This window comes from Halomonas sp. KM-1 (assembly GCF_000246875.1).
GTDB classification, from domain to species: domain Bacteria; phylum Pseudomonadota; class Gammaproteobacteria; order Pseudomonadales; family Halomonadaceae; genus Halomonas; species Halomonas aerodenitrificans.
Map to the genome: position 1 here is coordinate 1 of NZ_BAEU01000158.1, position 12,103 is coordinate 12,103.

General features: G+C 65.7%; 16 protein-coding genes. 6 read left to right on the forward strand and 10 right to left on the reverse strand.

The window, feature by feature from the left end; all coding sequences use genetic code 11:
* Both B8115_RS20705 and B8115_RS20710 read right to left on the reverse strand, forming a co-directional pair.
* Positions 1–858 (reverse strand): RNA polymerase sigma factor (locus B8115_RS20705; protein ID WP_010629771.1); only part of this gene is annotated, 858 nt, incomplete at its 3' end.
* Positions 859–865: 7 nt separating this feature from the next.
* The gene (locus tag B8115_RS20710) at positions 866–1,225 is read right to left on the reverse strand and encodes a YciI family protein (protein WP_010629772.1); all 360 of its coding nucleotides are present in this window, start codon (positions 1,223–1,225) and stop codon (positions 866–868) included.
* A gap of 208 nt (positions 1,226–1,433) precedes the next feature.
* Between B8115_RS20710 and B8115_RS20715 the strand changes: the two genes are divergently transcribed.
* Positions 1,434–1,745: a cupin gene (locus tag B8115_RS20715; protein WP_010629773.1), complete on the forward strand. Its 312-nt coding sequence runs from the start codon at positions 1,434–1,436 to the stop codon at positions 1,743–1,745.
* Here B8115_RS20715 and B8115_RS20720 read toward each other — a convergent pair.
* Both B8115_RS20720 and B8115_RS20725 read right to left on the reverse strand, forming a co-directional pair.
* Positions 1,742–2,383 (reverse strand): nitroreductase family protein, encoded by a 642-nt coding sequence (locus B8115_RS20720; RefSeq protein WP_010629774.1) that lies wholly within the window; start codon positions 2,381–2,383, stop codon positions 1,742–1,744. The genes B8115_RS20715 and B8115_RS20720 overlap by 4 nt on opposite strands.
* A 14-nt stretch (positions 2,384–2,397) precedes the next feature.
* Positions 2,398–3,339 (reverse strand): DMT family transporter, encoded by a 942-nt coding sequence (locus B8115_RS20725; protein WP_010629775.1) that lies wholly within the window; start codon positions 3,337–3,339, stop codon positions 2,398–2,400.
* A 69-nt stretch (positions 3,340–3,408) separates the two neighbouring features.
* Between B8115_RS20725 and B8115_RS20730 the strand changes: the two genes are divergently transcribed.
* Entirely contained in the window at positions 3,409–3,900 is a 492-nt protein-coding gene (locus tag B8115_RS20730; protein WP_010629776.1) for a MarR family winged helix-turn-helix transcriptional regulator, read from the forward strand.
* Between the two features lie 15 nt (positions 3,901–3,915).
* Here B8115_RS20730 and ogt read toward each other — a convergent pair whose 3' ends face one another.
* Together ogt and B8115_RS20740 are read right to left on the reverse strand one after the other, a co-directional pair.
* Positions 3,916–4,470 carry a methylated-DNA--[protein]-cysteine S-methyltransferase gene (ogt, locus tag B8115_RS20735; protein ID WP_010629777.1) on the reverse strand — a complete coding sequence of 185 codons (555 nt, stop codon included), beginning with the start codon at positions 4,468–4,470 and terminating at the stop codon, positions 3,916–3,918.
* A gap of 20 nt (positions 4,471–4,490) precedes the next feature.
* Positions 4,491–5,438, reverse strand: a complete 948-nt coding sequence (locus tag B8115_RS20740) for a DNA-3-methyladenine glycosylase (RefSeq protein WP_010629778.1) — start codon at positions 5,436–5,438, stop codon at positions 4,491–4,493.
* A gap of 305 nt (positions 5,439–5,743) precedes the next feature.
* Here B8115_RS20740 and B8115_RS20745 point away from each other — a divergent pair, with 305 nt between their 5' ends.
* The 3 genes from B8115_RS20745 to B8115_RS20755 are packed head-to-tail and all read left to right on the forward strand — an operon-like array spanning position 5,744 to position 7,562.
* Complete coding sequence (locus tag B8115_RS20745; RefSeq protein ID WP_010629779.1) at positions 5,744–6,208, forward strand: GNAT family N-acetyltransferase; 465 nt, start codon at positions 5,744–5,746, stop codon at positions 6,206–6,208.
* Between the two features lie 11 nt (positions 6,209–6,219).
* Positions 6,220–6,831 carry an FMN-binding negative transcriptional regulator gene (locus B8115_RS20750; RefSeq protein WP_026038280.1) on the forward strand — a complete coding sequence of 204 codons (612 nt, stop codon included), beginning with the start codon at positions 6,220–6,222 and terminating at the stop codon, positions 6,829–6,831.
* Entirely contained in the window at positions 6,828–7,562 is a 735-nt protein-coding gene (locus B8115_RS20755; RefSeq protein WP_010629781.1) for a GNAT family N-acetyltransferase, read from the forward strand. The genes B8115_RS20750 and B8115_RS20755 overlap by 4 nt, the downstream gene beginning before the upstream one ends.
* On the opposite strand, the gene B8115_RS20760 is transcribed toward B8115_RS20755, so the two are convergent.
* From B8115_RS20760 to B8115_RS20775, 4 genes are all read right to left on the reverse strand, one after another.
* Positions 7,554–9,089, reverse strand: a complete 1,536-nt coding sequence (locus B8115_RS20760; protein WP_238539247.1) for a PLP-dependent aminotransferase family protein — start codon at positions 9,087–9,089, stop codon at positions 7,554–7,556. The two genes, B8115_RS20755 and B8115_RS20760, sit on opposite strands and share 9 nt — an antisense overlap.
* 7 nt (positions 9,090–9,096) lie before the next feature.
* Positions 9,097–10,107 (reverse strand): sensor domain-containing diguanylate cyclase, encoded by a 1,011-nt coding sequence (locus tag B8115_RS20765; RefSeq protein ID WP_010629783.1) that lies wholly within the window; start codon positions 10,105–10,107, stop codon positions 9,097–9,099.
* Positions 10,108–10,200: 93 nt separating this feature from the next.
* Positions 10,201–10,686 carry an SRPBCC family protein gene (locus B8115_RS20770; protein WP_010629784.1) on the reverse strand — a complete coding sequence of 162 codons (486 nt, stop codon included), beginning with the start codon at positions 10,684–10,686 and terminating at the stop codon, positions 10,201–10,203.
* A 10-nt stretch (positions 10,687–10,696) separates the two neighbouring features.
* Positions 10,697–11,320: a DUF1571 domain-containing protein gene (locus B8115_RS20775; RefSeq protein ID WP_010629785.1), complete on the reverse strand. Its 624-nt coding sequence runs from the start codon at positions 11,318–11,320 to the stop codon at positions 10,697–10,699.
* 114 nt (positions 11,321–11,434) lie between these two features.
* Here B8115_RS20775 and nfo point away from each other — a divergent pair.
* The coding region (gene nfo / locus B8115_RS20780) for a deoxyribonuclease IV (protein WP_010629786.1) at positions 11,435–12,103 on the forward strand (669 nt) is incomplete at its 3' end.

Here is a 12,103-nt window from a genome sequence, read left to right on the forward strand (position 1 = left end):
ATATCGCGAGGCATAGCCGCCGGGCAGGCCGCCACGCAGCGCGATACCCACATGGGCACTACCCTCTTCGATCTCATCGGCATGCCAGCGCGAGCGATCCTGCTCATCCAGCAGCACGATATCGCCGGCCGCATCGGTGCGTGCATCGCGCCGGGCATGATGCAGCAGCATCAACGCCAGCAGGCCTCGCGCCTCACGCTCCGCCGGCAGCAGTCGTACCAGCATGCGTCCCAATCGAATCGCCTCGCGGCACAGGTCGCTGCGTACCCAATCGTCGCCGAAGCTGGCCGCATAGCCTTCGTTGAAGATCAGGTAGATCACCGCCAGTACCGGCTCCAGGCGCTCGCCCAGGGCGGTGTCGTCGGGCACCTCGAAAGGAATGCCGGCATCGCGAATCTTGGCCTTGGCCCGTACCAGGCGCTGGGCCAGAGTCGGCACCGGCACCATGAAGGCGCGGGCGATCTCCTCGGTGCGCAGCCCACCCACGGTATGCAGCGTCAGCGCAACCTGGGCGGGCCGGGCCAGGGCCGGGTGACAGCAGGCGAAGATCAGGCGCAGGCTGTCGAGGGGCTCGCTCTCGAGGTCGTTGTCCAGCAGCAGTTCCAGGTGCTGACGCAGCTCGTCGCCCTTGCGCTCGCGCATCTGCTGGTGGCGCAGCTGATCGACCACCTTGTGGCGCGCGGTGGCGATCAGCCACGAGGTCGGGTTCGGCGGCCAGCCCTCGGCCGGCCACTGCACCATTGCCGCCTCGAAGGCCGCCTGCACGGCATCTTCGGCCAGTTCGAAGTGACCGAAGCGGCGAATCAGGCTGGCCAGTACGCGGCCATATTCGCGACGATACAGCTCATCCAGAGACACGCAGTCCTCACAATCGATAGGCGGGATCCACCGGCCTCACCTCCACCGAACCGCCGACCCGCAGCGGCGGGATACGCCGGGCCAGCGCCAAGGCCTCGTCCAGGTCGCGACACTCCACCACGTGAAAGCCGCCCAGTTGCTCGCGACTCTCGGCGAAGGGGCCGTCCAGCATCACCGTATTGCCGTTCTGCTCGCGCAGCGTGGTGGCCGACTCCACCGACTGCAGCCGAGCCCCACCCCGATAGTGTCCGCTGGTAACCATCTCCTGGATCAGGGCGTGGTAATCGTGCATGACGGCATCGCGCTCGGCATCGGGCAGGCCATTCCACAGCGCCTCGTCGATACAGCACATCAGCATGTATTGCATGGGACTTCCTCCAGTAAACGCAGCCTCATGGCTGCCTGATGTGAGATCGAATCAACACGCCGTGAATCGACAGGCGAGACCCCCTCATGGCGCACCGGGCCGCCCACGCTGAAACAAACGGCCTCAAGGTCACTGGGCTTGTGCAAAGTCCGCGTTGGCTTAGTATGGATCCCTTCGCCTGCGTCGACACAATAAAGGAAGCCGTTCGATGAAGATTATTCGCGGCCGGGACTTCACCGCCGAGCGTGCCTGGGGCGCCCAGGACATCTCCAACATGAACGGCATCACCACCCGCCTGCACTGGACCGACCAGCCCTACCGCTGGCATGTCAACGACGGCGAGGAAGTCTTCGTGGTCCTCGATGGCCAGGTGGAAATGCGCTATCGCCGCGACGGTGTCGAGCATAGCCAACTGCTGGAAGTGGGCGACATCTTCTATGCCTCGGTAGGCACCGAACATGTCGCCTGCCCGGTCGGCGAAGCCCGGGTGCTGGTTGTCGAGAAGGAAGGCAGCGTCTAGGCCCTGCTCAACTCCATCACGAAGCGCTCCCTGGGCCAGCGCACCTTGGCCTGCCCGGCCAGACGATCCTGTTCGGTATCGCGATACCCCAGCGCCAGCAGCACCACGCTGCGCAGGCCCTGCTCTTCGAGCCCCAGCAGGTCGTCCATTGCCTGCGGGTCGAACCCTTCCATCGGCGAGGCATCGACCCGCTGTGCTGCTGCGGCGGTCAAGGCCGTACCCAGGGCAATATAGGCCTGTCGAGCCGCCCAATGGTGCCGGGCCTCCGGCGTGGCGAAGCCGGCGACGGCGCCATGCAGTGCCTGCCGATACCCTTCCAACTCATTCGGGTCGAGGCCGCGGGAGGCGGCTGTCAGTTCGATCAGCTCATCCACATGCCGTCCATCCACCTCGGACCAGGCGGCAAAGATCAGCAGATGAGAGCATTCGCTGATCTGGGGCTGGTCGCAGGCAGTGCGCCGGATGCGCTCGCGCAGTGCCGGCTCTTCGATCACCAGCACGCTGTAGGGCTGCAGCCCATAAGAGGATGGCGCCAGGTGCGCCGCATCGAGGATGTTATCCAGCGCTTCACGCGCCACCTTCTCGCCATTCATGCGCTTGGCGGCATAGCGCCAGTGCAGGGCTTCCATGACTGACATGATGTTCTCCCGGTTCAAGGTTTCGCCACGGCCAGCGTCGGCGGTGAGGTGTGGTGCGAAGCGCCACGGTGGAACAGCCCGGCACCGAGGGCCACCAGCACCCCCGCCAGGCCGAGGAAAGGCGGCACCGACTCACCCAACAGCGTGACGGCGATCAGGGTACCGACCAGAGCCGCCACCATGCCGATCTGGCTGAGGTAGACGGGGCCAGCGATTTTCTGCAGCACGAAGTAGAAGACGTAGAGCACGGTGAAGACGGCGACTTCGGCGAACAGCAGCCGGAGCACATCGGCAGAGCCGAGCAACTGAGTGAATTGACGCGCCTCGAATGCCAGCACGAAGGGGGCAAGCGCCAGGGCGCCGCCCAGCAGCATCAGCGCGGCGAGATAGACCGGCCCAGCCTCGCCGGGCCAGCGCAGGGTGCGGTAGATGTTGCCCAGCGCGATGATCAAGGGAATCGCCAGGACCAGCGCGACCCAGCCCTGGGCACCCGACATGCCACCCGCCTTGGCCCACGCCAGCAGCACCCCACCCGATAGCCCCAGCAGCACACCGCTCAGTCTCAGCGGGTTCATGCGCTCCATGCCCAAGCCTACCGCGAGCATCCAGGTCACGAGGATTGGAAAGGCAAAGCTGAGCGAAACGAAGCCCGCCCCCACGTGACGTACCGCCAGAAAACCCAGCGCATTGGGCAAGGCGAACAGCGCACCCGACACCAGCGCGTACTCGATGATGCGCCGGTCGAGCTTCATCGGCTGGCGTTGCACCGCCGCGAGCGCCAGCAGCAGCACGCCGGCACCGGTGACCGCCACCATCAGGAAACCAAGGCGCGGTGCGCCGGCGTCGTCGGCAAGCTTGGCCACGGCCAGCGAAAGCGCCAACAGGCTGCCGACCAGCAGCAGGCAACCCAAGGCATACCAGCCGGTACGGTTGCTCGATAGCGTGGAATTGGTCATGATCGACTCCTATAGCGCGGCAATAAGAATCTTGCCGGAAAGTATCTTGATAGAAAGATAAATACGCACATGAACCGTGTCAAGCACGCCGTTGCGCAATGGCAGCGGGAAATGCCCGATCTCGACCTGCTGCCGATGGAGGTGGTGGGGTATCTGAAGACCACGCAGCTGCTCACCCAAGAGCGGTTGCAGGTCTTTTTCAAGTCACACGGCCTACAGGCCGGGGAGTTCGACGTGCTGGCGACTCTGCGCCGTGCGGGCGCCCCCTACCGCCTGGGGCCGACGCAGCTGTTCGAGACGCTGATGATCTCGTCGGGTGGCATGACCAGTCGGCTGGATCGGCTGGAGAAGGCGGGCCTGATCGTGCGCTCGCCCAACCCTGAGGATCGACGCGGCACGCTGGTCTCGCTGACCGAGAAGGGCATGACGCTGATGGAGCGCATGATTCCTGAGCATGTCGAGAACGAGGCCAGGATGCTCGCCGCCCTGAGCCGCGAAGAGCAGGAAACATTGGGTGAACTGCTCGGCAAACTGTTGGAAGGGTTGTCGGAAGAGTCCTGAGCCGGCCCGGCGGGGCTAGAGAAGCGTCAGCTCTCCCTGAAACAGCCCTCCCTGAAAAAGCTCGCCCTGCACCAGCCCCCGCTCATGCTCCACCAGCCAGCGCTTGCGCGGCAGCCCGCCGCCATAGCCGGTCAGAGTGCCGTTGGCGCCGATCACCCGATGGCAGGGCACCACGATGGAGATCGGATTGGCGCCGTTGGCCAGGCCCACGGCACGGCTGGCACCGGGCCGCCCTATCCTGGCGGCAAGCTCGCCGTAGCTGATGGTGGTGCCGAATGGAATGCCGCGCAGCGCCTGCCACACCAGACGCTGGAACTCGGTACCGCCGGTGGCCACCGGTAGCCCATCGAGATGGGACGGGTCGCCGGCGAAGTAGGCTTCCAGGGCCTCGCGCACGAGCACGGGTGCTCTGCCCCGGGAGAGATGATAATCGCGGTAGTGACGCGTCAGCAGGCGATGCAGGCGCTCGTCGTTGCTGTCGAACTCCAGCGCTCGCAGCGCTCCCTGTTCGTCGCCGACCAGGCTCAGTTCGCCCACTGGGGACGGCATCAGATCAAGCCAGAGTTGCATCGCCTTTCTCCTGTCTCGCTTTAGCCCTGTCTCGCTTTTGCCTGCGTGGTTGCCGCATCGGCATGCCACAGGTGCATTACGGCGTAGGCACGCCAGGGCCGCCAGACCTCGGCGCGGGCCAGTAGCTCACGCGGCGTGGGGCGTTTGCCCTGCTCCGCCAGCGCTCGCTGTACGGCCACGTCCGAGGGCAGGAAGGCATCGCCCTCCCGCAGCCCGCGCATAGCGATATAGTGCGCCGTCCAGGCACCGATACCGAGCAGCGCACACAGCTGCGCCACGCTGTCGTCGAGCTCGCCACACCGCTCGAACAGCTGCGGCTGCTCACGGTAGGCCGAGGCTAGTCCCGCCAGGGCGTTGGCGCGTGCGCCGGGCATGCCGAGGGCCTTGATCTCCGCAAAAGTGAAGCGCTCGGGCTGGGGGAACAGCCGGTCCAGGCCGGGGGCGAACGGTTCTGCCAGCCGCTCGCCCAAGCGTTCGACCAGGCGTCCGGCAAGCCGGGTGGCGGCATCGACGCTGACCTGCTGACCGAGTATCGCGCGCACGGCGATCTCGAACGGGTCCCAGCAGCCCGGCACCCGCAGCCCCGGGCGGCGCTCGACCAATGGCGCCAGGGTGGGGTCGCGGCCGAGCCCCTGGCGTATTGCCTCGGGGTCGGCGTGCAGGTCGAAGAGCCGCTGCAGCCGAGCGACGATGGCGGACGGATCGATAGGCTCGGGCAGACGCAGCGTGACATGCAGCGCCGTGTCGGCCGGAGCGTGGGTAACGCTCACGGAGCCCATCGCCCCCGCCTCGCGGAAGAGACGGTGATAGGCCTCGCCGTCGATGCGTTCCAGGCCGGCAATGGCGCGCCGGGCCAGAAAGCCGAGTATGGCCTGCCAGTCGTAGGGGGGCCGGTACGGCAAGCGCAGCGTCATTTCGGCTGCTGGGGCCGCGCCGCCCGCACGGCGCGTTTCGGTCGAGAGAGTCATCGCTCCATTCTAGCCCGCTCATGGAAGACGTCCGCTGTTTTTTGCAGCGCTCGCGCCAACGAAAAGTGGCCCTAACGAATAACAAAAAAATGGCTCTTAGCAAGGTACCAGATTCATTTCACACTGGTCCTCACCCTTCGGGAAGCGCTGAACAAATCGACGAGCGGGATGAAGCACAAGGCGCACGGAGCACAGGAACCGGAGCATATGGGGTATATGTGAGGATTCCGAGCACCGCGCAACGCAGTGATTCGCTCGCGCAGGCATTTGTGCAGTGTTTCCTTCGCAATGCAGAGGAGCCTCCCATGCCCATCCGCCAAGCCAACCGCAATGATCTAGAACCACTCAGCCAGCTACTCGACGGCTACCGGCAGTTCTACCGCCAGCCGTCGGATCTCGAGGGTGCCCGGCAGTTCCTGCAGGCACGCCTCGAGCACGGCGATTCGCATATCCTGGTCCATACAGGCGGTGAGGGAGAGCTGCAGGGCTTCGTACAGCTCTATCCTCTGCTTTCCACCGTGCGCCTGGCGCCGCTGTGGCTGCTCAACGATCTGTTCGTCGCCCCGGAGGCTCGTCGCAGCGGCGTCGGGCGCGCCCTGATGCAGGCTGCCAGGGAGCTGGCCCACGCCCATGGCGTCGGCCATCTCAAGCTCGCCACCGAGATCGACAACCGCACCGCCCAGGCACTCTACGAATCGCTCGGCTGGCAGCGCGATACCACCTTCTATCACTACGGCCTGCTGTTCGACATCCAGGCAGACCAAGGCTGAGCGGAGGCGCCATGTACGTTCCCCCATCGATGCGGCTATCGCGCGAGCAGGCCTGGGAGCTGGTCGAGCGGCACGCCTTCGCCACGCTGGTCGGCGCCGATTTGCAGGCCACCCACCTGCCTCTGACGCTGGAACGAAGCGAAGGCGAGCTTGGTGCACTCTACGGCCACTTCGCCCGGGCCAATCCGCACTGGCGTGCACTGGACGGCAACCGGGCGCTGGCGATCTTCAGCGGCCCTCACGCCTATGTCTCGCCGAGCTGGTACGCCAGCCAGCCTGCCGTGCCCACCTGGAACTACCTGGCCGTGCACGCCACGGGGCGCCTGGAGCTGCTGGACGCCTCGGCCACACGAGAGCTGCTCGACCGCAGCCTGGCCCACTTCGAGCCCGCCCTGCTCGATTCGCTGGGCCGTGAGCACGACTACCTGGAGAAGATGCAGGCCGGCGTGGTCGGCTTTCGCCTGCGCATCGAAGCGCTCGAGGGCAAGGCCAAGCTCGGCCGACAACGCTCCCGGGCCGATCAGGAAGGGGTAGAAGCGGCCCTGGCACAGAGCGCCGACCCGCAGGCGCGCCAGCTTTGGCGCTACATGCAGAAACTGACAGATGAGGAGCGGCAAGCATGAACACGGTCACGCAGCCCGCAGACGCCCGGCCCCTCGGGGCCACCCTGCCCGACTGGCAGCCGGCAAGCAGGCCACAGCGCGCTTCCCTGCTGGGCGAGCGGGTTCGCCTCGAACCGCTGTCGGCCGAGCGCCATGCCGATTCGCTGTTCCCCGCCTTTCTGCAGCCCGGCGAGGGGTCACACGACACACCGCAAGCACGCTGGGCCTATTCCGGCGGCATGCCGTTCTCCGATGCCGAGCAGTGTCATGCCTGGCTGGCCGAGCGGGCGCGCAGTGAGGATCCGCTCTTCTTCGCCATCGTCGAAGCGGAATCCGGGCGGGCCCTGGGGCTGGCCAGCTATCTCAACATCGTGCCGGAACATGGCAGCATCGAGGTTGGGCATATCCATTTCACGCCCGCGCTGCGACGCACGCCGGCGGCCACCGAAGCCATGCTGTTGATGATGCGACACGCCTTCGCCCTGGGCTACCGGCGTTACGAATGGAAGTGCGATGCGCTCAACGCCGCCTCGCGGCGTGCCGCCGAGCGCTTGGGCTTTCGCTTCGAAGGGATCTTCCGTCAGCACCGTGTAGTCAACGGACGCAACCGCGACACCGCCTGGTTCTCGCTGCTCGACGACGAATGGCCCGCCGTCGAAACGCAGCTTGAGCGCTGGCTAGCAGCGGAGAACTTCGATTATGAGGGTCGTCAGAGGTCGTCGCTATCCGCGCTTTCCGCGCTGTCAGCCTAAGTTCAGCCATTCGCGAGCCAGCCAGCGCCCGACCCGCTCGATCTCGGCCTCCACGGTGCCAGCATAGCCCAGCACCAGGCCGGGGCGAGCGGGTGCCTCGAGGTAGTAGCTCGATAGTGGCGAAAGCGTGATGCCCTGCTCCACTCCCTGCCGCAGCAGTTGGCGCTCATGTTCCGCCTCGTCGAGCCAGGCCACCAGGTGCATGCCGGCCTGCCCGTCGGAAAGGCACAGGCCGCGCGCCACGGCCGGGGCCAGGGCCTTGCGCAGAAGCGCCTGACGTCGGCGGTAGCAGTCGCGCATGCGCCGGATGTGACGAGAGAACTGGCCGCTGACGATGAACTCCGCCAAGGCCGCCTGTACCGGGTACTGCCCCTCGCGGTGAAGCCGCGCGTTAGCCCGGCGGAACGGCTCGACCAAGGGCTCAGGCAGTACCACATAGCCCAGGCGCAGCCCGGGATACATCACCTTGCTGAAGGTGCCCACGTAGATGACGCGGCCATCGTCGACGAGCCCCTGCAGGGCAGCGATGGGGCGCTGCTCATAGCGGAACTCGCTGTCGTAGTCGTCCTCGACGATCCAGGCGCCGTGCCGCTCCGCGGCTTCCAACAGCGCCAAGCGGCGGGACAGGCTCATGGTCACGCCACTGGGGTATTGATGCGAGGGTGTCACATAGATCAGTCTCGGGCTCTCGGCGCACGCCGCAGCCGCGAGGCTCATCCCCTCGTCGTCCACCGCCACCGCCTGCAGTTCGAGACCGGCAGCCGCGAAGCAGGCCTGAGCGCCAGGGTAGCCCGGCTCCTCGATCCACACCTTGTCGCCGGGGTCGCTGAGCAGCCGGGCGATCAGCTCGAAGCCCTGCTGGGCGCCCTGCACGATGAGGATCTGCTCGGGACGACAGCGTACCGAGCGCGAGAGCTGCAGATAATCGGCCAGCGCCTCACGCAGCGCCGGCACACCGCCTTGGGCCTGATAGGCCAGCCAGTCCCGTGGCATGCGCTGTTGATGGCGACGCACCAGCCGCTGCCAAGGGCCATGGGGGAAACGATCCAGCGCCGGCAGGCCGGGGGCCAGGATGAGGCGCTCCTGGCTGGCATGACAGAACGCCAGCAGCCACGTGCCTCGTGTGGAGAGCGGCGGCGCATCCGCTCGTGTCGATAACGTCTGCGACGTAGCGAGCCCGGCCGTCACGGCCTGTCGCGATGACTGTCGAGCTGGCTGCTGCGTTGCGTGGGGAAAAGGCAGGTCGGCAACGAAGGTGCCCGAGCCATGGCGCGTCACCAGGAAGCCTTCGGCCAGCAGCTGATCGAAGGCGGCCAGCACCGTGTTGCGCCCCAACCCCAGCTCGCGTGCCAGCTGACGCGAAGAGGGCAGTCGCTGGCCGCAAGCCAGGCGTCCCGTCTGGATCCACTCGCGCAGCTGCTGATAGAGACGCGTAGCCAACGGCTGGGGCGCGCCTGCTGTCAGCGCCAAGCCCAGCGCATCGGCCAGCCAACCGGCATGACCGGGGCTGGCAGGTGTGGCAGACAGCACCCTGTCAGCTATTCCATTCATCCGCGATGACCCGATTGCGCCCCGTGCGCTTGCCCTGGTAGAGATTCTGATCGGCACGATGCAGGATCGCCTCGACCGTTTCCTCGGTACCGTGAAACGCCGATACGCCACAGGTGATCGAGGCTTCGAAGCGATGCCCCTCCTCCGAGGTGAACTCCTGCTCGAGCACCATCTGACGCACCTTTTCTGCCACCCCGACGGCTTCCTCGAGATCGGTTTCCGGCAGTAGCAGCGCGAACTCCTCGCCGCCCAGACGCGCCGGAATGTCGTTGGTGCGCAATCGCTCCCGCAGCAGCTTGCTCACCTTGACCAACACCTGGTCGCCGGCGGGATGGCCATGGGTGTCGTTGATGCGCTTGAAATGATCGAAGTCGAACAGTACCACTGAGGTCGGTCTGCCGTAGCGACGATAGCGGGCCAGTTCCTGGAGCAGGCGCTGCATGAAGTAGCGTCGATTGAACAGCCCGGTGAGCTCATCGGTACGTGAAAGCTGACGCAGGCGCAGCTCGAGCCTCTTCTGCTCTGTAATGTCTCGCACCGTGCCGATCAGGATCTGGTCGTCGCCCTCGGGCATATAATCGGCCAGTTCGTGCACCCAGCGAATCTCACCGTCGGGCCTGATGATGCGATGCTCCATATCGTGCTGCCCCTGTTGCTGAGCGCGCACGATGGCAGACTCGATGCTTTCTATGTCTTCGGGATACACCATGGCCTTGAAGGCCTGGAGACTGGGAGTGAAGGTCTTGGGGTCGACGCCGAAGATGTCGTAGATGACAGCGGACCAGTAAAGCTCGTTGGACTTGAGGCTCAGCCGCCAGTAGCCCAGCCGGGCGATTTGCTGAACGCGATGCAGGGTGCGTTTGAGGTGCGCGATCTCCTCGCGCGCCTCTTCGAGTTCACGACGAATACGCTGACACGAGCCGCCGCCAGAGCCGCTGCCATGCGTCTCTTCAGGGGAGCTCCCATCATCGATACGGTTGTGCGAGCCCTTCATGACATCTCTGCGGCGGTTGCGAAACAGCTATGGAAAGCATACCTTTTGGCCCACATGTTGACCAACGTTGTTTGAACGGTTGACAGCACTGTCTTACTCCACGAATTGCCCGCCAGGCGTCGGCAACCGTCTCAGGTAGCGCGACAAGCCGACGGCGCCGGCCCGCATCATGGCATGGTGATTCCAGACCACCAGTGGACGTGCCACGCGGGCCAACAGGCTCATCCAGGGCTGTACCGTACACACCTGCCACAGATAATCCACTCGGGTGCCACCGCTCTCCTCACACAGCCGCCAGCGGCCGATGCCGGCCACGTCGCCATCGGCCACGCCCTCGATCAGACACGGCTCGCAAACGCGGGTAATGCGAATATCGAACCACAGGTAATAGCCCAGATGGCTCTTCCAGACGAAGCGCTGCACCCGACCGATGCCGCCCTCGTCACCGGCCTCACGCTGCTCCACGCTCACCAACCCAGGCCACCACTCGGGCCAGTGCAGCGAATCGGTCAAGGCGTCGAAGACCTCGGTGACCGGCGCCTCGAAGTGCCAGGTAGTAGTGAACTCGAATCTTGCCATGGCCCAGGGCCTAAGGATCGAAGTGGTCGGCCGGGAAGTCGGGATCGAGCTGCACGTCCTCCAGCAGCACGCTCTCCATTCGCTGCCCCCGCCGGTCGTAGCTCGCCACCCGCAGCGGAAAGAGGGTCTCGTCATCGAGCCACAGATCGTAGCGCGCCACCTCGTGCACGGCCCGGCCGGGCTCTGCCTCCACCACCACATGCTGCACCGGGCGGCCTTCGTGGGTCGCCGGCTCCAGGCGACGCGTGCTGCCATGCTGCTGCAGACGCTGGACGTTGCGCAGCAGCGTGCCGACGTCCGACTGGTCCACGCGATGACCTTGCGAGCTGCGCACCATGCGGTTGGTGGGTCTCAGCGAGAGTGCCGGGCGCCTGCCCGGCGAGCCGAAGGGCCACAGCTGTACCTTGCCCGTATCGTGACGATAGATCAGCACCGCGCCGCGGTAGGGCGTCTCCATGTCCATGCGCACATCGCCGGGACGCCGGTAGCTGTAATGGATGATCTCCTCGCCGCTGCTGCCCTGACTGCGCAGGGTCAGGCGATAGCCGGAGAGCGAGTCGATGCGTGCCAGCGCCTCGGCCACAGGGTCCGGTCCGGGTACATCGCTCAAGGCAAGCAGTAACAGCGGCAGCATACGGTGTCTCCAGCAGGTTCTTATTTGAGCCTAGCAGGGCCTACAGGCTTGGCGAGGTGGAGCCGCAGCGTGCGTGCTATCGTAGTGGCGTCAACCAACCCACGGAGAGGACAGATGAAATACCTTGGCGCCCATGTCAGTGCCGCCGGCGGACCCGACCAGGCCGTACTGCGCGCCGTCGAAATCGGTGCCGATGCCTTTGCTCTGTTCACCAAGAACCAGCGCCAGTGGCGTGCCAAGCCTCTCGACGACGCCACCATCGAGGCCTTTCGCAGCGCCTGCCAGGAGCACGGCTTTGGCCCCGGCCAGATCCTCCCCCACGACAGCTACTTGATCAACCTCGGCCACCCGGACAAGGCAGGACTGGAGAAGTCGCGCGCCGCCTTCCTCGACGAGATGCAGCGCTGCGAGCAGCTCGGCCTCACCCTGCTCAACTTCCACCCCGGCAGCCACCTGAAAAAGATCAGCGAGAGCGAGTGCCTGACCCGCATCGCCGATTCGATCAACCATGCCCTGGCCGAGACCCGCAACGTCGTCGCGGTGATCGAGAACACCGCTGGCCAGGGCACCAACCTGGGCTGGCGCTTCGAGCACCTGGCCGAGATCATCGAGCAGGTCGACGACAAGTCGCGGGTCGGTGTATGCATCGACACCTGCCACGCCTTCGCCGCCGGCTACGACCTGCGCACCCCGGAGGCCTGCACCGCCACCCTCGACGAGTTCGGCAAGGTGGTCGGCTTCGAGTACCTGCGCGGCATGCATCTCAACGACGCCAAGAGCGCA